The 19,973-nt window shown below is 67.4% G+C and carries 20 protein-coding genes and 1 pseudogene; 10 read left to right on the top strand and 11 right to left on the bottom strand.

Annotation, left to right across the window (positions count from 1 at the left end):
* Nucleotides 1-30: 30 nt before the first annotated feature.
* The 4 genes from ASPU41_RS12740 to pheS all read right to left on the bottom strand — a co-directional run bounded on the left by ASPU41_RS12740 (nt 31) and on the right by pheS (nt 6,369).
* Nucleotides 31-1,836, bottom strand: a complete 1,806-nt coding sequence (locus tag ASPU41_RS12740; RefSeq protein ID WP_069951229.1) for an HNH endonuclease signature motif containing protein — start codon at nt 1,834-1,836, stop codon at nt 31-33.
* A gap of 179 nt (nt 1,837-2,015) precedes the next feature.
* Nucleotides 2,016-2,567 (bottom strand): 4'-phosphopantetheinyl transferase family protein, encoded by a 552-nt coding sequence (locus ASPU41_RS12735; RefSeq protein ID WP_069951228.1) that lies wholly within the window; start codon nt 2,565-2,567, stop codon nt 2,016-2,018.
* Nucleotides 2,568-2,761: 194 nt separating this feature from the next.
* A complete protein-coding gene (gene pheT / locus ASPU41_RS12730) occupies nt 2,762-5,305 on the bottom strand; it encodes a phenylalanine--tRNA ligase subunit beta (RefSeq protein ID WP_069951227.1) in 2,544 nt (847 codons plus the stop codon).
* A 2-nt stretch (nt 5,306-5,307) separates the two neighbouring features.
* Nucleotides 5,308-6,369: a phenylalanine--tRNA ligase subunit alpha gene (pheS, locus tag ASPU41_RS12725; RefSeq protein WP_069951226.1), complete on the bottom strand. Its 1,062-nt coding sequence runs from the start codon at nt 6,367-6,369 to the stop codon at nt 5,308-5,310.
* A gap of 211 nt (nt 6,370-6,580) precedes the next feature.
* Between pheS and ASPU41_RS12720 the strand changes: the two genes are divergently transcribed.
* Both ASPU41_RS12720 and ASPU41_RS12715 read left to right on the top strand, forming a co-directional pair.
* Nucleotides 6,581-7,078 (top strand): hypothetical protein, encoded by a 498-nt coding sequence (locus ASPU41_RS12720; protein WP_231941067.1) that lies wholly within the window; start codon nt 6,581-6,583, stop codon nt 7,076-7,078.
* A 1-nt stretch (nt 7,079) separates the two neighbouring features.
* Nucleotides 7,080-7,718: an SIMPL domain-containing protein gene (locus ASPU41_RS12715; RefSeq protein WP_069951225.1), complete on the top strand. Its 639-nt coding sequence runs from the start codon at nt 7,080-7,082 to the stop codon at nt 7,716-7,718.
* 20 nt (nt 7,719-7,738) lie between these two features.
* Here ASPU41_RS12715 and pcp read toward each other — a convergent pair whose 3' ends face one another.
* Nucleotides 7,739-8,380, bottom strand: a complete 642-nt coding sequence (gene pcp, locus ASPU41_RS12710) for a pyroglutamyl-peptidase I (RefSeq protein ID WP_069951224.1) — start codon at nt 8,378-8,380, stop codon at nt 7,739-7,741.
* Between the two features lie 203 nt (nt 8,381-8,583).
* On the opposite strand from pcp, the gene ASPU41_RS12705 reads away from it, so the two are divergent.
* Complete coding sequence (locus ASPU41_RS12705; protein ID WP_083266500.1) at nt 8,584-9,555, top strand: CPBP family intramembrane glutamic endopeptidase; 972 nt, start codon at nt 8,584-8,586, stop codon at nt 9,553-9,555.
* 82 nt (nt 9,556-9,637) lie between these two features.
* Nucleotides 9,638-9,802, top strand: coding sequence for a transposase (locus ASPU41_RS22075; RefSeq protein ID WP_083266499.1), 165 nt, complete (start codon nt 9,638-9,640; stop codon nt 9,800-9,802).
* Here ASPU41_RS22075 and ASPU41_RS12700 read toward each other — a convergent pair.
* Nucleotides 9,771-10,103, bottom strand: a complete 333-nt coding sequence (locus ASPU41_RS12700) for a hypothetical protein (protein WP_069951222.1) — start codon at nt 10,101-10,103, stop codon at nt 9,771-9,773. The genes ASPU41_RS22075 and ASPU41_RS12700 overlap by 32 nt on opposite strands.
* A 435-nt stretch (nt 10,104-10,538) precedes the next feature.
* Here ASPU41_RS12700 and ASPU41_RS12695 point away from each other — a divergent pair, with 435 nt between their 5' ends.
* The 4 genes from ASPU41_RS12695 to ASPU41_RS12680 all read left to right on the top strand — a co-directional run bounded on the left by ASPU41_RS12695 (nt 10,539) and on the right by ASPU41_RS12680 (nt 13,791).
* Nucleotides 10,539-10,913 carry a cupin domain-containing protein gene (locus tag ASPU41_RS12695; protein ID WP_069951221.1) on the top strand — a complete coding sequence of 125 codons (375 nt, stop codon included), beginning with the start codon at nt 10,539-10,541 and terminating at the stop codon, nt 10,911-10,913.
* A 376-nt stretch (nt 10,914-11,289) separates the two neighbouring features.
* A complete protein-coding gene (locus ASPU41_RS12690; protein ID WP_069951220.1) occupies nt 11,290-11,571 on the top strand; it encodes a hypothetical protein in 282 nt (93 codons plus the stop codon).
* Nucleotides 11,572-11,588: 17 nt separating this feature from the next.
* Nucleotides 11,589-12,548, top strand: coding sequence for an IS1595 family transposase (locus ASPU41_RS12685; protein ID WP_083266498.1), 960 nt, complete (start codon nt 11,589-11,591; stop codon nt 12,546-12,548).
* Nucleotides 12,549-12,591: 43 nt separating this feature from the next.
* Nucleotides 12,592-13,791 (top strand): Rv2578c family radical SAM protein, encoded by a 1,200-nt coding sequence (locus tag ASPU41_RS12680; RefSeq protein ID WP_083266497.1) that lies wholly within the window; start codon nt 12,592-12,594, stop codon nt 13,789-13,791.
* A 51-nt stretch (nt 13,792-13,842) separates the two neighbouring features.
* On the opposite strand, the gene ASPU41_RS12675 is transcribed toward ASPU41_RS12680, so the two are convergent.
* From ASPU41_RS12675 to ASPU41_RS12660, 4 genes are all read right to left on the bottom strand, one after another.
* A complete protein-coding gene (locus ASPU41_RS12675) occupies nt 13,843-15,216 on the bottom strand; it encodes an NAD(P)(+) transhydrogenase (Re/Si-specific) subunit beta (RefSeq protein ID WP_069951218.1) in 1,374 nt (457 codons plus the stop codon).
* Nucleotides 15,213-15,530, bottom strand: a complete 318-nt coding sequence (locus tag ASPU41_RS12670; protein ID WP_069952679.1) for an NAD(P) transhydrogenase subunit alpha — start codon at nt 15,528-15,530, stop codon at nt 15,213-15,215. The genes ASPU41_RS12675 and ASPU41_RS12670 overlap by 4 nt, the downstream gene beginning before the upstream one ends.
* Complete coding sequence (locus ASPU41_RS12665; RefSeq protein ID WP_069951217.1) at nt 15,530-16,687, bottom strand: Re/Si-specific NAD(P)(+) transhydrogenase subunit alpha; 1,158 nt, start codon at nt 16,685-16,687, stop codon at nt 15,530-15,532. The genes ASPU41_RS12670 and ASPU41_RS12665 overlap by 1 nt, the downstream gene beginning before the upstream one ends.
* A gap of 85 nt (nt 16,688-16,772) precedes the next feature.
* Nucleotides 16,773-17,228 carry a (deoxy)nucleoside triphosphate pyrophosphohydrolase gene (locus ASPU41_RS12660; RefSeq protein WP_069951216.1) on the bottom strand — a complete coding sequence of 152 codons (456 nt, stop codon included), beginning with the start codon at nt 17,226-17,228 and terminating at the stop codon, nt 16,773-16,775.
* A 169-nt stretch (nt 17,229-17,397) separates the two neighbouring features.
* Here ASPU41_RS12660 and ASPU41_RS12655 point away from each other — a divergent pair, with 169 nt between their 5' ends.
* Nucleotides 17,398-18,606 carry an MFS transporter gene (locus ASPU41_RS12655; protein ID WP_069951215.1) on the top strand — a complete coding sequence of 403 codons (1,209 nt, stop codon included), beginning with the start codon at nt 17,398-17,400 and terminating at the stop codon, nt 18,604-18,606.
* A gap of 55 nt (nt 18,607-18,661) precedes the next feature.
* Here the strand turns inward: ASPU41_RS12655 and ASPU41_RS12650 are convergent.
* Nucleotides 18,662-19,371: pseudogene (locus tag ASPU41_RS12650) on the bottom strand (cation diffusion facilitator family transporter); the annotation flags it as partial.
* A 264-nt stretch (nt 19,372-19,635) separates the two neighbouring features.
* On the opposite strand from ASPU41_RS12650, the gene ASPU41_RS12645 reads away from it, so the two are divergent.
* Entirely contained in the window at nt 19,636-19,902 is a 267-nt protein-coding gene (locus ASPU41_RS12645) for a GlsB/YeaQ/YmgE family stress response membrane protein (protein ID WP_069951214.1), read from the top strand.
* Nucleotides 19,903-19,973: the final 71 nt, after the last annotated feature.

Genomic DNA, 19,973 nt, shown 5'->3' with positions numbered 1-19,973 from the left:
CGTGGCTTCAACTCCGCAAAGAGCGACTATTTAGGCGGCGGCTTCGGCGGCGGCCCGGGACGGGTACCCCGCCGTGAAGAGGTCGCAGTCCGGGAAGGGATCCTTCGGCAGTTCCTGTTCCTGTTCCGGATCGGGGCCGGGGTACTCGGGCAGGTCGCGGTACAGGTCTCGGTCCATATCCGGTTCCGGACCGAGGGCTGGGTCCGGGTCTCTGTCTGCATACGGGTCCGTGCTCATCGCTGCATCCATGTCTTCAGTCACGTCTGCATCTATATCCGGGTGTGATTCTGTGTCCAGGATTCCGTCCGGCCAGTGGGGTGGTTCCCAGTCCTGCTGTTCGCTGGGGTAGTGCCGTCCGGTCGGGGAGGTCCAGCCGGGCGGGGCGGTTTTGCTGGCCCCGGCCGGTGTCCAGGCTGAGTTGTGTTTGAGCTTGTGGTGTTTGCGGCAGGGCTGCCCGAGGTTGGTGATCCCGGTGGTGCCTCCGTCGGCCCAGGCCAGGAGGTGGTCCGCTTCGTTGTCCAGGGAGTGGTTGTTGCACCCCGGGAACGGGCATCTCCCGTCACGGAGCATCAGCCAGTGCCGCTGGGCTTTGGTGAGGCGGTAGCTGGTGCGGCCGATTTCCAGCGGCGCCCCGTCCCGCGGGTCAACCAGGACCCGGTGGAAGGACCCGGCGCCGTCGGTGATCAGGCGGCGGGCCATCGAGGGCGGGATCGGCCCGTATCCGTCCAGCATCGCCGGTTCCTCCCCGGCGCCGAGCAGGGACAGGACCGGGACGGTGATCAGGACCTGCGCCCGCGGCGACGGCACACCCCCGCCCGCCCCGGCGCACATGCCGTCGGCCGCGCCGGCGCCGGTGCCGCGGCAGGATCCGCAGCTTCCGCCGCCGGCCACGCCGGTACCGCCCGTTCTGCCGCCATCCGCTGTTCCGCCGGTGGTGAGCAGCCAGGTGGCGGCGATGTCGGCGCGGAGCTGGGTCAGGGTGCGTTCCTCGTCCGGGCCCTGCAGGGCGCGGGCGGCCGCGGTGGTCCGTTCCCAGATCCCCGCGGCGGTATCGGCCGGAAGGTAGGCGGAGAACCAGGCCATCCCGTCACTGTCCGGGCGGAACTCGACCCGCCGGTCCGCCGCGCACCTGGCATGGCGCTGTTCGATGCTCTCCCGGTGATGGCGTTCACGCCACGTCCGGGCCTTGGCCCGGAACCTGCCCGGGACCAGTTCCCCGGCCGGGCACCCCCGGGCCGGATTCGGGGCGGCCGGGTCCAGGAAGTGCGCCTCCAACGCCGCCGCCCCGGCCGGGTCCAGGCTGGTCGTTTCGTCCACCATGATCCGGGCGTGCGCCCAGGAAATCGTGCCCGCCGTCAGCGCGGCGAGGGTCAGCGGCAACGTCTTCGTCAGGGCCAGGCAGTCACCCAGGAACGCCCCGGCGGTCTGCTCGCTCACGGTCAGGGCACACGCGACCTCCGCCGTCACCGCCATCTCCTGGCCCATGTTGTCGTGCAGCGCCACCGCCGGCGGCGCCAAAGCGTCGGCGGCCCGCACGTAGTCCGCGGCCGCGCAGACCTTCAACGCCGCAAGCTGGGCCTCCATCCCTCCAATCAGGGCGAGGCGGTCCAGGGAATCATCCACCAGATCGTGCAACGGATCATCCCACAACGGATCACTACCGTCAACGCCAGCCAAGTCAGTGCGGCCACCGTCAGCCAAGTCAGTGAAGTCAGCGCCGAACGGATCAGCGCGGCGCGCTGCAGCCCCCTTAAAGCCCACCAGCGCCGCATAGGACGCCCCGACAGCCGCCAGCGCCTCCCTGCCCTCCACACTCCAGCTTGTGGTGCTCTCCATGAACCCAGAATATCGAGGGCCTGCGACGATTAGTCGACCGGACTTAGGCTATGTGGATAACTCGACCACACGGTTGCCGATGGTGCTGTCACCGGAAGGAATTGCCCTCACGGGGCTGGTCCGGGTCTTTGCGCAGCGCGCCCCAACAGTCCGGGTTGCCGTACTGATTACGGCGGCAGCTAGGCTGCTCGCTGGACTGCCAGTACGGCGGCGAAGCCCTCGGGCAGGCCGAGGGCAACGGTATCCAGTTCGATGAGGAAGTCTCCGCGCCCCAGCGCCGGGAAGGCCTCGACCGAGCTTGGGTCCACCCGCAGCCCGGTCCCCCGGGCCTTGAGCAGGGCTTCCTTGCGCGCCCACACGGCAGTGCGCCAAAGGTCCACCAGATCCGGGGGCAGAGCAGAAAGCCGCTGACGTTCCGCCCTGGTGAGGACGACCTCGTCAAAGCCGGGAAACCCGACGCCGGACCTGTGCTCCAGGTCAACGCCAACAGCTGTCGCCGGACCGCGGTCGCCAGCGGCGGCCAGCAGGGCCCAGCCGCGGCTGCGGGAAAGACTCAAGCTCAGGCGGGCACCGGGAATGCCGCCGATGCCCGGACTGATGCCGGGGCTGAGGCCCGCGACTTGGCCGGCAATGTCTTCGCGCAGCCGGTAGCCGGGCCGGCCGTGGTCCAGCTCCGGCCCCGTGCCGCAGTCCGGGCAGGAGTAGTCGGCCCTCAGCTCCCAGGGGCGCACGCCGAGGATCTCCGCGGCGAAACCGCGCAGCGCGATCCGCCCGGCGGAAAAGTCCCGCCGCGCTGCCGGATCCGTGATGCGCGCGGCACGCTCCCGCTCGGCCGGATCAAGTAAGCCCCCGCCGCCCGGTCCGACGTCGGCAAGACGAACGGACCGGACGGTGATTCCGGCAACGGCGAGGGTTCCGCCGGGCTTTAGCGTTGGACTGCTCCGAAGCGCTCGTGGGCGACGGCCACGGCTGCCTCGCGGGCTGCGGATGCCTCGTCCGCCGTGAGGGTGCGGTCCGCCGCACGGAAGCGCAGGCTGAAGGCCAGTGACTTCCTGCCCTCCTCGATGCCCTTGCCCGCGTAAACGTCGAAGAGCGCGACGTCCTCGAGCAGCTCGCCGGCTCCCTCGCGCAGTGCTGCCAGCACATCTTCCGCCGGGATCTCCTGTAGAACCACCAGGGCAACGTCCTGGCTGGCCACCGGGTAGGTGGAGATGTGCCGGGCGACAATCACGTCCGCCGCGGCCTTGAAGAGGGCGTCCGCGTTGAACTCGAGTGCCACGGACCGGGCCGGCATGTCGTGCGCCGCCAGCAGTTTCGGGTGCAGCTCACCGGCGTAGCCCAGGACTTCCCCGGTGCGGAGCGCCAGCTGCGCGGTCCGTCCCGGGTGGAAGGCCTGGTGCTGTCCCTGGCTGATCACGATGTCGACGCCGAGGACGTCGCCGGCGATCCGGGCGATGTCCAGGGCGTCCGCCCAGTCCCAGGCCCGGGGCACGTGGCCGGCGGCGGCCGGCGAGTCGTGTCCCGTGAGGACGGCGGCGAGGTACAGCGGCTGGTCCGGGACTCCGTCGTACAGGCCGTCAAGCACCTCATCGCTGGGCTTGACGCCGAGCGGCGGGATCGTGGCGGTGCCAAGCGTGTCGCCCGGCAGGAACACCAGGCCGGCCTCGAACAGGGCCAGGTCGCGGAAGCCGCGGGAGTGGTTGCGCTTGGCGACCTCGATCAGGCCCGGCAGGATTGAGGTGCGCAGGTAGCCCTGCTCCTCGCTGATCGGGTTGGCCAGTTTGAGGGCCCTGCGCGGGGAACCTTCCGAGGGCACGCCGAATGTGTCATTGGCGGCCTTGGAGACGAACGGGTACGCAAGGACCTCAGTGAGGCCGGAAGCGGCCAGGGCCTGGACCAGACGACGGCGCTGCTGCTGGACGCGGGTCAGGCCGCGGCCCGGAGGCGCCACCGGCAGGGACGCCGGGATCTTGTCATATCCGACCAGCCGCGCGATCTCCTCGGTGAGGTCTTCCTTGGTTTCCAGGTCATTCCGCCAGCTCGGGGCGGTCACCGTCCAGCCGGTCGCGTTTGCTGCGACGACGGCGCCGAGGTCCTCGAGCGAGGTGAGGATCTGTTCCTCGGTGAAGTCGATGCCGATCCGTTCCGCGGCGAAGGTCGCGGGCAGCTCGACGGCCACGGCGTCCGGTGCGGTTCCGACGTCGGTCCCCGCCTCATCGGCGGTGCCCCCGGCGAGTTCGACCAGAAGGTCAACGACCCGCTGGGCGGCGATCCCGGCTACCTGCCAGTCGACGCCGCGTTCGAAGCGCTTGGAGGCTTCGGACGGCAGCTTGTGGCGGCGGCGGGAGCGTCCGATGGACACCTCGTCGAAGTGCGCAGCCTCCACCAGGATGTTCGTGGTGGAACCGGAGACCTCGGTGGCGGCGCCGCCCATCACCCCGGCGATGCCGATGGCACCGGAACCGTCGGTGATGAGGAGGTCCTCGACGTTGAGCGCCCGTTCCTTCTCATCGAGGGTCTTGAGCTTCTCGCCGGCGAGGGCGCGGCGGACCACGATGTCGCCCGACAGCCTGTCCAGGTCGTAGCAGTGCGTGGGCTGGCCGAGTTCGAGCATGACGTAGTTCGAGATGTCCACCGGCAGCGAGATCGAGCGGATGCCGGCGAGCCTGAGCCGGGAGGCCATCCACGGCGGCGTCGGCTTTGCGGCGTCGACCCCGCGGACGGTGCGCGCCACGAAGCGGTCGCAGCCGGGCTTGCCGTAGATCGGCGCGTCATCGTTGAGCTTCACGCCGTACCCGCCGGACAGTGCCGCGGGTGCCTGCACCCGGGACGCCGGGTCGGTGAAGGACGTGCCGGTGGCGTGCGCGTATTCGCGGGCCACGCCGCGGATGGAGAATGCGTAACCGCGGTCCGGGGTGACGTTGATTTCGGCGGCCTCGTCGTAGAGATCCAGCAGCTCCATGGCGTCGGTGCCGAGTTCCGGGTCCAGCCCGATCCGGGAGAGCACCAGGATGCCGTCGTGGTCCTCGCCGATGCCGAGCTCACGCACCGAGGCGATCATCCCGGCGGACAGGTGGCCATAGGTTTTCCGCGCGGAAATGTGGAAGTCGCCGGGCAGCACGGCACCGGGAAGGGTGACCACCACCTTGTCGCCTTCCACGAAGTTGTGGGCACCGCAGATGATGCCCTGGACACCGGAGGGGTCGATGCCCTCGCCGGTGAGGCTTTGCTGCCGGCCTTCGGGGACGACCCGGACCTGGCACCAGTTGATGGTCTTGCCGTTGGTCTGGGGTTCCTTGACGATGCTCAGAACCTGGCCCACCACGATGGGGCCCCGGAGGATGTCCGTCGGCCGGTGGACCGCTTCTTCTTCAAAACCGACCTTGACCAGTTCGGCCATCACGTCTTCGGCCGTTGCTCCGGCCGGTACCTGCGCGAATTCACGCAGCCAGGAAAGTGGGATACGCACTGTTAGATCTCCATCCCGAAGTGCTCGCTGAAACGTACATCGCCTTCGATCATGTCGCGCATGTCGCCGACCTCGTTGCGGAACATGAGCGTGCGCTCAATGCCCATGCCGAAGGCAAAACCTGAATAGATGTCCGGGTCGATACCGGCGGCGCGGAGCACGTTGGGATTGACCATGCCGCAGCCGCCCCATTCGATCCAGCTCGGACCGCCCTTGGCGCCCGGGTGCCAGATGTCCAGCTCCGCGGACGGCTCGGTGAAGGGGAAGTAGTTGGGGCGCAGCCGGATCTGGGCCTCGTCGCCGAACATCTGGCGGGCGAAGTGCTCCAGGGTGCCGCGGAGGTCCGCCATGCTGAGCTTCTTGTCGATGGCCAGGCCCTCGAACTGGTGGAACACCGGGGTGTGCGTGGCGTCGAGCTCATCCGTGCGGAACACCTTGCCGGGGCACAGCACGTAGATGGGAAGCTCGCGTTCGAGCATGGAGCGGACCTGCACCGGGGAGGTGTGGGTGCGCATCAGCAGGTGGGCCTCGGGCGGCTCCACGAAGAAGGTGTCCTGCATCTCGCGGGCCGGGTGGTCCGGTTTGAAGTTCAGCGCGTCAAAGTTGAACCACTCCGACTCGACTTCGGGGCCTTCGGCGATCTCCCAGCCCATGCCGACGAAGATGTCCGCGACGCGTTCCTGCAGGGTGGACAGCGGGTGGCGTGCACCGGCGCGACGGCGGCGCGGCGCCGCCGTGACGTCCACGGTCTCCTCGACCAGGATGCGCGCGTCGTTCTCGGCTTCGAGCTGGGCCGTACGGTCCGCGAGCGCCTTGTTGACGCGTCCGCGGGAGGAGCCCATGAGCTTTCCGGCGGCGGCCTTCTGGTCCTTCGGCAGGCCGCCGATTTCACGGTTGGCCAGGCTCAGCGCGGACTTCTCTCCGGTGTGCGCGAGGCGGGCTGCTTTGAGTTCATCGAGTGTGGAGGCGGCGGCAATGGCGGCAACGGCCTGGTCTACGGCGGCGGTAATGGCGGCTTCATCCAGGGGATTCGGGACGCCGGCGCCCGGCAAAGTTTCAGTCATCTACTGTTCTTAGCTACGAGTCGGTTCATGCCAACGGCCACAGGACCTTCTTCACGTGCGGGGACCGGTGCGTTGACAAAGGGCAGGGCTCGCCAAAACGCTCCGGCGGGCACTCCCGTTCAGTCTAGTTGAACGCGCTCGGCTGCCGGAACGTGACGGGGCTCTGCACTGCCGCGTATCCCGCAGGCGGGGCCCCGGATAGCATGGCGTTATGACGCCGGGACAACGACTGCGGCAGCTGGCCAATCTAGTGAATGCAACAACTCCGCTGGGGTTGTTGCTGGCCGGCTGTGCCCGCGCCCCCGTCCGCCGCGGCCCCCGGGGACTGCTCATTGCCACCGGCTACCGCTGGCGCCTGCCCCTCGCCGGCGCCTTCGCGGTCGGAAATGTGGTGCTGTTCCGGTCCGGGCCAGAGCAGGCCCTGGGCAACCCGGAGCTGCTGGGGCACGAGGAGCGGCACTGCACCCAGTACGCCTGGTGCCTGGGCATGCCGTTCCTGCCGCTCTATTTCCTCGCGGCAGGCTGGTCCCTGGCCCGGACCGGTAACCCCGGCTCGCGCAACGTTTTCGAACGGCACGCCGGCCTCCGGGCCGGCGGCTACCCGGAGCTGAACACCGGCCCCAACCACCAGATCCGGTCAGCGGAGCGGCAAACCGGATCCGACGCCGGCAGGACGGGCCAAGCGGCCCCCGAACGGAACGAGGCATAACATGACCGACAGCCCCAGGACGATCTCAGTCACCGGATCCGGCAGCGCGGAAGCCGCACCGGACCTGCTGACCCTCTCGATCGGCGTCGAGTGCCGCCGGGAGGACGTCGGCGCGGCCTACGGCGAGGCGGGCCGGGTCTCGGCAGCCATCTCGGCGGTACTGCGCGAATACGGCGTGGCGAATCCGGACATCACGACGTCGGGGCTGAACGTCCGCGCGGAGGTGAACTGGCAGGAGGGCCGGGGCCAGGTCGTCTCGGGCTACCTGGCGTCGACCGTGCTGAGCGTCCGGCTCAGGGAACCGGGAAGATCCTCGGAGGTCATCGCCGCCGCGGTCGCGGCCGGCGGCAACGATGTCCGGCTCAACGGCCTGGAGTTCGGCTTCGCCGATCCCGCCGCGGTCACGGCGCGGGCCCGCGAAGCCGCCTGGCAGGACGCCCTCACCGCGGCCGGGCACTTCGCTTCGCTCGCCGGTGCCTCCCTGGGCCAGGTGGTCTCGCTCGCGCAGCAGTCCGGCCACCCGGCACCCATCCCGGTGGCGAGGATGCAGCGGGCCGCCGCCGTGGAGTCGCTCACCGTGGAGGCCGGCGAGTCCAGCATCAGTGCCACCGTCGACGTCGTCTGGGAACTGCTCGACTGAGACCGGGCCGCGGCCAGCCCCTAGTGAAGGGCGCCGGCAGGGATGCTGAGATCCGTTGTCGTCGCCAGGGTGCTGCGGACGACGACGGCGAGCGCCTCCGTCAGCTGCTCCAGTGCCAGGGACGGGACAGGGCTCCCCGGCGGCAGCTGGGCCGGTTCGTAGGGGATGTGGACAAAGCCTCCCCGCGTTCCGGGCCGCAGCCGCAGGGCGTGCATCAGCCCGTAGAAGACGTGGTTGCAGACGTAGGTGCCTGCGGTCTGGGATACCTCGGCGGGGATCCCGGCCGCCAGGAGAGCCGCGAGCGCCGCCTTCACCGGCAGAGTGCTGAAGTAGGCCGCCGGTCCCCCGCCGACAACCGGCCGGTCTACGGGTGAGTTGCCGGCGTTGTCCGGAATCCGCGCGTCGTCGCAGTTGATCGCGATCCGTTCCAGCGAGATCCGCGGCCTTCCGCCGGCCTGGCCCGCGCAGATCACCAGCTCCGGACGGTGCTCCTCCAGCGCCGCTGCCAGCACCCGGATTGCTTCCCCGAAGACGCAGGGCAGCTCCACGGCCTGCGCATCGAGCCCCTCGGCCCGGAGCAGGCCCGCAGCCGCCCGCGCGGCCGGCCACGACGGGTTGGTGCTTTCGCCGCCGAAGGGCTCGAAACCTGTCAGGAGAATCATCGCCCCAGCCTAACAAGGCAGTCCGCCGGGCGGCCGGACGGCGGCGGCTGTGTGCGATCAGGCAAGCCGTCGGCAAACTTCAGCAGGGCCGGACGGGGCGCGACCGGCTCCGCACCCGGGACACGCCGGAGCAGTCGTCGAAAGCCTCTTCCGGCACCGGCCTGTTGGCACCACACTGAACTTGACGCGAAAGGACGGCCCTGATGAGAGTGCAGGCAGTTCAGAGCTGGCGCACCTGGATCTGGTGCTTGTGGCTGGTCGCCGCCGTGTTGCTGCTGGCGGTCCTTGATCTGACGTTCTACGGTCTGGTGGTGCCCGTTTCGGCGTTGCTGCTGGCCGCGGTTTCCGGCCCCTCGGCCTGGCGTCGGCAGGGAGTCGACAAATTGGATCTCGCCGTGGTGGCGGCCCTCTACATCGCGGTCGTCGTGCTGTTCCGCGTGGCCTTCACCGTCTTCACTGTCACGAACGTGCTGGGCCTGTTCCTGTGCTTTGGTGCAGGGCTGGTCCTGGGGGTGGCGGGTCCTGTGTTCTATACCGTCAGCCGGGGGCGGCCGCTGTCCGACCTGGGACTGTGGCTCGGCAACTGGAAACCGGCGGTAGCCCTGGGATTGATCCTGGCGTCCCTTCAGTTCGCCATTACGCTCTTCGGGTACCCCCTTCCCGAACCGGTTGGCTGGGTGCCTTTGCTGGTGATGTCTTTGACGGTGGGCGCATTTGAGACCGTGTTCTTCCGAGGTTTCATCCAGACCCGCCTCAGCGCCAGTTTCGGGCGGGCCCCCGGCATTGCAATCGCTGCAGCCCTGTACGCCGCGTACCACGTCGGCTACGGGATGAGCGGCGAAGGCATGGTCTTCCTCTTTGGGCTCGGGGTCATCTATGCGGTCGCGTTCGCTTTGACCCGCAGCTTCCTGGTGCTGTGGCCTTTACTCACTCCCTTAGGTTCGTTCTTCAACAACCTCAACGCAGGAGACATCGAACTGCCCTGGGCCGCCATCCTCGGCTTCGCCGACGTGCTGGGCCTCATGGCCGCTTCGGTTTGGCTGGGCACCGGCGGCTGCAGCGCAGGCAACAGCGGGGCACCGCAACAACACGTCGATGTGGACGGAGCAAGGCACCCTGAGCGCGGTGTGCCTCCGGGACATCCTTCGGCCCCACGACCGTCCTGCTGTCCGTGACGCGTCCGCACCGCCGTCCGGGTCCTTGACTTAAACTAGAACATACATATTGGGTATCTGCTTAGCTGAAGTAGACTGGCGTATGGCCGATTTGCCGCCGCAGATGCCGCGCGCAGGCGTGAACTACCCCAAGAACTTCGGGCAGTTTCAGGACTGGTTCAGCACCGATGATGCGTGTCTTAAGTACCTGGCCAAGCTGCGTTGGCCGGATGGATTCATCTGCCCCAGATGTGGTGGCGGCGACTAGTAAGTGCTACGCAGAAGATCGAGTTCTCTACGCTGAAGCCTTCTTTGGCCAGCGGCGTCGGTGCCCAGCTGGAGTACCCGAAGAAGCCAACGGTCTGCGTCACCCAGAGGACTGTGAGGAGGATCGTGGGGCCGAGGTACTTTTTCTGGAGCAGGAGCTTGAGTGGTGCCTTGGTCTGCTTCGGGACGATGACCGGCTCGGCGGGGGCAGGCAGCGGGCCCTTTTCAGCGATCACCTGGGTCTCGATCTCCGACAGGACGGCTTCGGCTTTGTCGGCTCCTGTTCGGCAGCGACTGGCCATTCACCGGACACGAAGAAAATACATTCGCTGAAATCCTGGCATGGGTCCGGACAGCGGCAGGTGACGATCTTCTATGCCGCCTGATGACAACTAACCCGAGTTCCCTTCTCGGGTGGCCAGAGCATCAGACAACCAACCGGCCAGCATTCGCTCCAAAGGTCCGCTCTAAGTGACCCGCTTGCGGCTGCCAGAAAACAGGCCCAGCCGCAGACTTTAATCAACGCATCGACGCTGGGTCTGAGGTTGCGGCCAACGAGAGGCCGTGCATATTGACACGGCCTGCCGCTGAGAGCACGCTGATAGAGTTGGGCGCGCAGGCGTTTGGCAGGCGCGCTGAACGGACATCAGCCCGTGTCTGCCGAACCCTCTTTCCCGGAGCATCTCATTGCGCTTCCGGATGAACAGTTGTAATCACTCCCTGTTGAGGAGGGCACAATGCCCGCAGTAACTGTCAAAGCCCTTGAATTTAAGTCATTCAACGAACCCGATGAAAAGCGCCGACCACCCAAGACCGAGGTTGACGTGGTCACCCTCGGTGATACCACCTTGGGCAGGTTCACTTTTGAGCCTGGCTGGCGGTGGTCCGAGACCGTCAAGACCGTGGTCCACACCGACAGTTGCCAGAATAACCATCTGGGGTTCTGCACCGCCGGAACGTTAACAGTGGAGATGGAGGACGGAACGCGCGCCACAATTAGCGTCGGCGACGCCTATACAATTCCCGCTGGCCATGATGCCTGGGTCGAAGGCGATGAGGCATTCGTGGGCTATGAAATCATGAGTGCGGCCACCTACGCCAAGCCTGCCTAGTCCCCGAACAACGAAACCGTCAGCATCGGCCGGCCGACTGTGTTGGCCGATGCTCCCGTGACATTGCTGCTCCCGTGACATTGCAACTGTTGTCGGTCATCGGATCACAGATGACGTTGACGCCGCTACTCGATAGATCCGACTGCGTGCCTCAAAAGGTGAAAGTCAGTCTGCGTGTGCCACTCGGACCGAACTGCGGAAAGCGGTGAGGACTTGCCGCACCATCTGTCCGCGGTGTTGACGTTGAGGAAGACCGCTATGCCACCGTAGGTCAGGTCGAGCACAACACCGCCGAGATCGACGGCGCTGATTCTCGCCTCACCATTGGGAAAGAGCTTGCTGCGGAGGAGCCCGCCAACCTCTTCTCAAGGATGCAATGCACGGCGTGAGACGAGGCGGCCGAATCATCAATATCGGCGGAACGGCAGGTGACCTCAGCGTCGATGTGAAGTGGTGGATGAACGAGCAGATGGAACTCCTCGGCTCGGTCTGGTTCACGTCCGCCGAGGCAATGGAACTCGCGGCCATGTTGGGGAGCGGGACGATCGATATCTCGGTGCTCCAACCGAAGAGCTGGCCGCTGGACGACATTAATGAAGCCATCTCGGGTGTAGCGAGCGGCGACGGCGGTTTCACGAGCTACTTCGTCGCTGCTTAGCTGAAGTAGACTGGCGTATGGCCGATTTACCGCCGCAGATGCCGCGCGCAGGCGTGGACTATCCCAGGACATTCGGGCAGTTTCAGGACTGGTTCAGCACCGATGATGCGTGTCTTGAGTACCTGGCCAAGCTGCGTTGGCCGGATGGATTCATCTGCCCCAGATGTGGTGGCGGCGACTACTGGCGTACAGGTGCCGGACTCTGGATGTGCCGGGTATGTTCACGTCGGACGTCGGTGACGGCCGGGACCATATTTGACCGCACCCGCACTCCGCTGCGCACATGGTTTGCCGCGGTTTGGTTTGTCACCGCGCAGAAGAACGGCGTGTCCGCCCTCGGCCTGCAGCGGGTTCTGGGATTGGGCTCCTACGAAACGGCGTGGGCCTGGATGCATAAGTTCCGCCGGGCCATGGTCCGGCCCGACCGGGAAGTACTCTCCGGGACGGTCGAAGTCGACGAGAGCTTCATCGGGGGCTTGGCCCGCGGCAAGCCCGGTCTTGGCTCTGACAAGATCTCCGTCCTGATCGCCGCGGAGCATCTGGACCATAACCGGATCGGGCGCATCCGCCTCGAGCCCGGGCCGGCCGACCGGAGGCTCGCATTGGTGAAATTCGGCCAACGTGTCGTCGCCCCGGGTTCCACTATCCGCACGGACGGAGCGAGGCAGCTGAGGCGGTTCGCCAAGCTTGGCTACAAGCACGAATACTTCACCCAGCTCGGTTCGGACGTCCCGGCGCACGTCAACATGCCTGCAGTGCATATGGCGGCCTCCCAGCTCAAGCGCTGGATTGACGGCACCCTGCACCAGGGCATCTCCCGGGAACAGCTGGCCTACTACCTGGACGAGTTCACGTTCCGCTTCAACCGCAGGACGTCAGCCAGCCGCGGGCTGTTGTTCCACCGGCTGCTCCAACAGTGCATGAACACCGGCCCCGTGCCTCTGAAGAATCTGGTCAGTTCCGCATCTGCGGACTGACTTCAGCTAAGCAGATACCCAATACATACATTCGAATAGAGCCATGAGATGGGACGCACAAGCACTGAAACCGGCGCCCGCGGACACGGTCATCCCCGACCAGGCCCCGGGACTCGGCGCACCGCGTGTCACCACGCCTGCCGGCGGCAGCACAGGCAGCGCGTCCCCGGCCGCCCCGACCACCGATCCCCTGCTGCCCCTGATCGGGCTGGTGCGTTCCGTGACCACCCCCGAGTTCGCCGGGGTCACTTTCCATGAGGTCACCGCCAAATCGGTGCTCAACAAAGTGGCCGCCGGTTCGCGGATGCCGTTTGAGTGGACCATCAACCCCTACCGCGGCTGCAGCCACGCCTGTGTCTACTGTTTCGCCCGGAAGAGCCACACCTACCTCGACTTCGATGCCGGGCTGGACTTCGACAGCCAGGTGGTGGTCAAGATCAACGCCGCTGAGGTCCTGCGCCGGGAACTGGCCAGGCCCTCCTGGGGGCGGCAGCATGTGGCCCTGGGCACCAACACCGATCCGTACCAGCGGGCCGAGGGCCGCTACCAGCTGATGCCGGGCATCATCGGGGCGCTGGCCGATTCCGGCACTCCCCTGTCGATCCTGACCAAGGGCACCCTGCTGGCCCGGGACATCCCGCTCCTGAAGCATGCCGCGGCCCAGGTTCCCGTGGGGGTTGGCATCTCTCTGGCGATGACGGACGAGCGGCTCTCCGAAGCGGTGGAGCCGGGGACACCCGGTCCCCGGGCCCGCCTGAAACTGATCACGCGGCTCCGGGAGGCGGGGCTGCCCTGCGGGGTGATGGCCATGCCCATCCTGCCGTGGCTCTCGGACAGCGACGAGGCACTGGATTCGCTGTTCGGCTCGCTGGCTGCGGCGGGCGCCACCGGCGTCACCGCAGGAGCCCTCTACCTCAAGCCCGGAACCCGGGAGTGGTTTATGCAGTGGATCGCCAGGGAACATCCCCAGCTCGCCGGCAGGTACCGCCGGCTCTACGGAACCGGCTCCTATGCCTCCAAGGAATACCGGGCCTGGCTGTCGGGCCGCATCCGGTATTTCAAGGGCCGGCATGGTTTCCTGGGATCGCAGGGTTTCAGCCACCGCGATCTCAACGACGATCCCGGCAGCAATGATCCCCGGGATGAGGAGGCGCAGTACCCGGCCGGCAGCATCCCCGGGGCGGCGGCACCTCCGGCCCGCGCGCGGGCCGGAACCGAGGCGGCGCAGCCCACCCTGTTCTAGCAGCACACTCTGTTCTACCGGGCGTTTTAGCGGTCCCTTACAGAGGGAGTTCTAGAGGGCCTTCACGGCGCCCAGGACACGGGTGAGCGATTCCTTGGCGTCCCCAAACAGGAGCGTGGTCTTCGGATCAAACAGCAGCTCGTTCTCGATTCCGGCGAAGCCCGGCCGCATGGAGCGTTTGAGGAACACCACCTGCCCGGCCTGGGCCACCTCCAGGATCGGCATCCCGTAAATCGGTGCGCCGGGGGTTGACTTGGCCGCCGGGTTGACGACATCGTTGGCGCCCACGACGAGGGCCACGTCCGTGTTCGGGAACTCCGGGTTGGCTTCCTCCAGCTCCTTCAGAGCCTCATAGGGGACATTCGCTTCCGCGAGCAGCACGTTCATGTGGCCCGGCATCCGCCCGGCCACCGGGTGGATGGCAAAGACCACCTCGACGCCGCGGGCCGCCAGGGCAGTGGCGAGCTCGGCGATGGTGTGCTGGCCCTGGGCCACGGCGAGTCCGTAGCCGGGGACAATCACCACACGCTGCGCGTAGCCGAGCTGGACTGCGACGTCCTCGGGAGAGGAGGAGCGCACCGGCCGGTCGCTCTGCACAGTTGATCCCGCGGTCGAGCCTCCCCGGAACGCTCCGAACATGATGCCCGTAACGCCCCGGCCCATGGCGGACGCCATCACTTTGGTCAGGATGGTACCGCTGGCCCCGACGAGCGTGCCGGCGACGAGCAGGAGCACATTGCCCAGCACGATGCCGGAGGCAGCAACCGCGAGCCCGGTGAAGGCGTTGAGCAGCGAGATCACGATCGGCACGTCGGCCCCGCCGACGGGAAGCACCAGCAGGAGGCCGGCCACCAGGCCCAGCACCAGCAGGGCCATGGCCCAGCCGACGGATCCTGTGGCGATGACGAGGCCTCCGGCCGCGGCGGCCCCCAGCACCACAACGCCCATCACCGCCGGCATGCCGGGGAAAAGCAGCGGGCGGGTGCTGATCAGTTCCTGCAGTTTGCCCACCGTCACGGCCGACCCGGCAAAGGACACCGAGCCGACCAGCATCGTGAACACCACGGCCAGCCGCACCCAGGGATCCCCGCTGTGGCCGAGTTCGAGCACCGCGACCAGCGCGGCCGCTCCGCCGCCGACCCCGTTGAACAGGGCGACCAGTTGGGGCATTTGGGTCATCTGCACGCGCCGGGCCACCGGAACGGCCACGGCGGAACCGGCGGCGATCGCGGCGATGATCAGCGGGATGTTCTCCAGTTTCGCCGAGAGGAACACCGTCACCACGGCCACGAGGGCGCCGGCCGCCCCGATGGCGTTGCCCCGCCGGGCGGTCCGGGGAGAGCTCAGGCCCTTCAATGCGAGGATGAAGCAGACCGCGGCCACGAGGTAGAACAGGGACGTCCACCCCGGACCAAGGACGCTCATTTGCTGCCCTCCCCCGGGCCGGCACGGGGTCCGGCAGGCTTCCGGGTGGCGAACATCTCCAGCATCCGGTCCGTCACCACAAATCCGCCGACCAGGTTGGCAGTCGCCAGCACCACGGCGATGAGGGCGATCGTCAGCAGCCACGGGTCACCGGCCTGGCCGGCCACGATGATGGCCCCCACCAGGATGATGCCGTGGATGGCGTTGGCACCGGACATCAGCGGTGTGTGCAGCTTGCTGGTCACCTTGGAGACGACTTCGAATCCTACGAACACGGCGAGCACCACCACGGTCAGCAGTGTAATCGGATCCATCATTTGAGGGCCTCCAGGGCTTGGGCGGTGGCGGCATGACGGATGGAGCCGCCGTGGGTGAGGCAGGCGCCCGCGACGACTTCGTCGTCGAAGTCCGGGACGACCTTGCCGTCGGCGGTCATCAGGGCCAACAGGTTCGCGACATTCTTGGCAAACAGCCGGGAAGCATCAAAAGGCATCGCCGAGGCGGCGTCCTGCAGCCCCACCAGGGTCACGGAACCGCCGTCCACCGGGACCTGGACGTCCCGGCCCGCGATGACGCCTTCGACGTTCCCGCCGGATTCCGCCGCAAGGTCGACGACGACGGAACCGGCCCGCATTCCGGCCACCATGGCCGAGGTCACCAGCAGGGGGGCCGGGCGGCCGGGGATGGCCGCCGTGGTGATGAGGACATCCGCCGCCGCGACGTGCGGGGCCAGGAGGGCGCGCTGGCGTTTGGCCCGGTCCTCGCCGAGCTCCCGGGCGTAGCCGCCGCTGCCCTCAGCGGACGTGTCCGCAGTTCGAGCGTCCAGATCCAGATTGATGAAGGTGCCGCCCATCGAGGCGACCTCGTCGGCGGAAGCGGCCCGGATGTCGTTGGCGGAGACCCTGGCCCCGAGGCGTTTCGCGGTGCCGATGGCCTGCAGCCCGGCGACGCCGGCGCCCAGGATGAGCACCCGTGCGGGCGGGATCGTTCCGGCGGCCGTCATGTAGAGCGGGAAGAACCTGGGGTAGCGCAGGGCCGCCTCGAGAACGGCGCGGTAGCCGGAGACCAGCGACTGGGAGCTGAGCGCGTCCATGGACTGGGCCCGGGAGATGCGCGGCACCAGCTCGAGGGCGAAGGAGGTCACGCCCGCGGCGGCAAGGGCGCCCACCGCTGCCAGCTCCGACGCCGGCGAGGCGAACCCGATCGTGATGGTGCCGGGCCGGAGTCCTGCGGCGGTCTGCGGTTCCAGCGGCCGGACGTGCAGGAGCACATCCAGGGATTCGGCGGTCAGCTCCGGAACGATTGCCGCTCCGGCTGCGGCGAAGGCTGCGTCCGGATAGCCGGCCGCCGTGCCCGCGTTGCTCTCCACCGCCACGTCCAGGCCGAGGGCCGTGAGTTGCTGCACCGTCTCCGGCGTGGCGGCAACCCGCCGCTCCCCTGCACGTTGCTCCCGCCTGACACCGACCTGCACGGGTACTCCTCTCGGTTCGCTTCAGCGTAGTCACATGCGTCACGCTTTGGCGAGAGGTGGGCCACGGCGGGCCCCGAGCCGTGCCTCAGCGCGCGGACACGGCCGTTGAATCCGGTATCTGAAGCCTGTCCAGCAACGCCTCGACAATAGGCAGGTCAGCCGGAATCCACGGCAGGGCCAGCACCTCTTCGCGGTTCCGGATGTCGATCCAGCGCAGCTCATCGTGGTCCTGGAGCGGGCGGGGAACGCCGTCGAGCAGTTCTGCGAACCACACCCGCATCGCGGCGCGCTCGTTGAGCGGCCAGCCGTCGGCGGACCCGCCGGCCAGTTCATCGCCCAGCCGGACACGCACGCCAAGCTCTTCGAGCAGCTCGCGGTGCAGCGCCTGCTCGGCCGTCTCGCCGGACTCGACCTTGCCGCCGGGGAACTCCCACATGCCGGCGAAGTGCGGGGGCGCCGTCCGTCGCGCCACGAGCAGCCGGCCGGGTTCGGCCAGGGAATCCAGTACGGCGCCGCCTGCGACGCTGATCAGTCCAGTCACGCCCCAAGTCTAGGGCCGGCGTCGGCTTAGGGGAGAATGGAGGTGGCCGCCGTCCTGAGGACCCGGAATACCGGGCGTGCCTGCCCCGTTACACAGATCAGCTCACACATCAGATTTTATTGCCGCATTCTCCTGGCTCCAGCCGGGGACGTCCCCGAAAAGCAGACGAATGACTACCACCACACACGCCCCGCTGGCGCGCAAAACCGGCACCCGCCACCTGGCCCTTGCCATCCTTTCCCTTGCCATGGGCGGATTCGGCATCGGCACCACGGAGTTCACCATGATGGGCCTGCTCAAGGAGGTCGAGCAAGGGCTGAACATCAGCACCCCGGAAGCGGGCCACCTCATCTCCGCTTACGCCCTCGGTGTGGTGGTCGGGGCCCCGCTGCTGGCTGCTGTCGGTGCCAGGATGCCGCGGAAGTACCTGGCCCTGGGACTGATGCTGTTCTTCAGTATCGCGAATCTGACGTCCTTTATCGCACCCGACTACGGCACCATGCTGGTGTCGCGCTTCGCCGCCGGGCTGCCCCACGGAGCCTTCTTCGGCGTCGCGGCCGTGATCGCGGCGTCACTGGTCGCGCCGACCAAGCGCGGCTGGGCCATCTCGATGGTCATGGCCGGCCTGACCGTCTCCAACGTCATCGGCGTCCCCTTTGGCACCTGGCTGGGCCAGACCTACGGCTGGCGGCTGCTGTTCCTGCTGGTAGGTGTGATCGGCATTCTCACGCTGGTGATGCTCTGGAAGTTCCTGCCGTTCCAGCAGCCGCACGCCGACGCGAGCTTCCGCCGGGAACTGGGCGCCCTCAAACGGCTCCAGGTCTGGCTGGCGATCCTGATCGGCATTGTCGGCTTCGGCGGTTTCTTCGCCACCTACACCTACATCGCCCACACCATGACCTCGGTGGCGGGCATTCCCGCGGCGTGGCTCCCGCTGGTCGTCGCGCTGTACGGGCTGGGTATGGTGGCCGGCAACATCGTCGGCGGCCGGATCGCGGACAGGTCCGTAATGGGAACGATCTACTGGGTGCTGCCCGGTATCGCCGTGGCCCTGGTGGTCTACGCCGTCGCCGTGCACTGGCCGTGGTCCGCCTACGTGATGGTCTTCGTCGTCGGCGGCGCCGGTTCATTGCTGGTCCCGGCGCTGCAGACCCGGCTGCTGGATGCTTCCCCGGATGCGCCCTCGCTGGCCTCCTCGCTCAACCATGCGGCCCTCAACGTCGCCAACGCCTTGGGAGCCTTCCTCGGCGGCCTCGTGATCGCCTGGGGCTGGGGCTACGTCGCGCCCGCCCTGGTCGGAGCCGGGCTCGCCATCCTGGGCCTCGGCGTCGCCCTCATCAGCGGGCTCGTGGAACGCAAAAGGCCGCTGGTCCGGTAGCCCAAACGGCTCCCGGCCAGCGGCCCCTCCACCGGTGGCGCGGGCCCGCTGCAGGCTACGGCGTGCTGACGCGCTGAACGTCCGGTTCAAGATAGATGACCCGGGCGATCGAAACAGCCTCGCGGATCCGGGTCTCGGCGTCGTCGATTGCCTTGGCGATTTCCTGGCCCGTATCGGAGTGGCCGATGCTGATCTTGGCCGCGACCAGCAGTTCCTCCGGGCCCAGGTGAAGGGTCTTGAGGTGGATGATCGACGTGCCGTCGGACTCGATGGCGGAGCGGATCCGGGCGACGTCGTCCTTCGTGGCTGACTCGCCAAGCAGCAGGGACTTCGTCTCGAGCGCCAGCACGGCGGCGATGACAACCAGCAGGATCCCGATCATCGCGGTGCCCACGGCATCCCAGCTTCCGTTCCCGGTGATGAGGGTCAGGCTCACGCCGAAGAGCGCAAAAACCAGGCCCACCAGGGCGCCGAGGTCTTCCAGCAGGATCACCGGCAGCTCCGGCTGTTTGGCGCTGCGGATGAACCTGACCCAGCTCTACCTGCCGCGGACATGGTTGGATTCGATGATCGCCGTCCGGAAGGAGAAGGATTCCGCGATGATGGCGCCGATGAGCACGGCGAGCGGGACCCACCAGAACGCGCCCCCGATGGCGTGCGGGTGCTGGAGCTTTCCCCACGCCTCGTACAGGGCAAAGAGGCCGCCACGCTGAACATCACGATCGAGACGATGAACGCGTAGATATAACGCTCGCGCCCGCAGCCGCTTCTCCTCAGGGTTCGACCGGGGGTGGACTCCGGCCGATGCCTGCGCCCACCAGAAATACCGTACCCGTTATCAGCCCGCCGAAGCACCGAGCGCTGCGCCGCACCGGCCCGGGTCGGCGGCCCGGCAGACCTGCAACGGTGCAGGTCACCGGGCAGGTAACGATTGGGGGTGATCCTGCTGACAAGCCAACCGGCCTATGTTAGCTTGAAGCCATAATCGGGATTCACCATTTGAATGCCGACGAATATGTAGGAGGAGTAATGGGCTTTCTAGGCTGGATCATTCTCGGACTCATAGTAGGTGCAATCGTCAAGGCAATCATGCCTGGCAGGGTCGGTGGCGGCTGGGTCACCAGCCTGGTGCTCGGCGTTGTCGGAGCCGTTGTCGGCGGCTGGATCGGCGATCTGCTGTTCGGCGGCGGCCGGATGGAATTCTGGAATCTCGGTTCCTGGATACTGGCGATTGTCGGCGGCCTGGTAGTTGCCGGCATCTACGGTGCCATCAAAGGACGCAACAGGACCACGTAACCTCACTGATCACCGGCCCGGTACCCCCGGTGCAGGAACGGTGACAGCAATGACGGCGGGAGCCCACCCTC

Source organism: Arthrobacter sp. U41, assembly GCF_001750145.1.
Classification (GTDB): domain Bacteria; phylum Actinomycetota; class Actinomycetes; order Actinomycetales; family Micrococcaceae; genus Arthrobacter.
This window is presented reverse-complemented; position numbering and strand designations above follow the sequence as displayed.

Bases quoted from the DNA above. Each gene is read 5' to 3' on its own strand.
- ASPU41_RS12740 (WP_069951229.1), bottom strand. From the start codon at position 1,836: ATGGAGAGCACCACAAGCTGGAGTGTGGAGGGCAGGGAGGCGCTGGCG.
- pheS (WP_069951226.1), bottom strand. From the start codon at position 6,369: ATGACTGAAACTTTGCCGGGCGCCGGCGTCCCGAATCCCCTGGATGAA.
- ASPU41_RS12720 (WP_231941067.1), top strand. From the start codon at position 6,581: ATGACGCCGGGACAACGACTGCGGCAGCTGGCCAATCTAGTGAATGCA.
- ASPU41_RS12715 (WP_069951225.1), top strand. From the start codon at position 7,080: ATGACCGACAGCCCCAGGACGATCTCAGTCACCGGATCCGGCAGCGCG.
- pcp (WP_069951224.1), bottom strand. From the start codon at position 8,380: ATGATTCTCCTGACAGGTTTCGAGCCCTTCGGCGGCGAAAGCACCAAC.
- ASPU41_RS12705 (WP_083266500.1), top strand. From the start codon at position 8,584: ATGAGAGTGCAGGCAGTTCAGAGCTGGCGCACCTGGATCTGGTGCTTG.
- ASPU41_RS22075 (WP_083266499.1), top strand. From the start codon at position 9,638: ATGGCCGATTTGCCGCCGCAGATGCCGCGCGCAGGCGTGAACTACCCC.
- ASPU41_RS12700 (WP_069951222.1), bottom strand. From the start codon at position 10,103: ATGGCCAGTCGCTGCCGAACAGGAGCCGACAAAGCCGAAGCCGTCCTG.
- ASPU41_RS12695 (WP_069951221.1), top strand. From the start codon at position 10,539: ATGCCCGCAGTAACTGTCAAAGCCCTTGAATTTAAGTCATTCAACGAA.
- ASPU41_RS12690 (WP_069951220.1), top strand. From the start codon at position 11,290: ATGCACGGCGTGAGACGAGGCGGCCGAATCATCAATATCGGCGGAACG.
- ASPU41_RS12685 (WP_083266498.1), top strand. From the start codon at position 11,589: ATGGCCGATTTACCGCCGCAGATGCCGCGCGCAGGCGTGGACTATCCC.
- ASPU41_RS12680 (WP_083266497.1), top strand. From the start codon at position 12,592: ATGAGATGGGACGCACAAGCACTGAAACCGGCGCCCGCGGACACGGTC.
- ASPU41_RS12675 (WP_069951218.1), bottom strand. From the start codon at position 15,216: ATGAGCGTCCTTGGTCCGGGGTGGACGTCCCTGTTCTACCTCGTGGCC.
- ASPU41_RS12670 (WP_069952679.1), bottom strand. From the start codon at position 15,530: ATGGATCCGATTACACTGCTGACCGTGGTGGTGCTCGCCGTGTTCGTA.
- ASPU41_RS12655 (WP_069951215.1), top strand. From the start codon at position 17,398: ATGACTACCACCACACACGCCCCGCTGGCGCGCAAAACCGGCACCCGC.
- ASPU41_RS12645 (WP_069951214.1), top strand. From the start codon at position 19,636: ATGGGCTTTCTAGGCTGGATCATTCTCGGACTCATAGTAGGTGCAATC.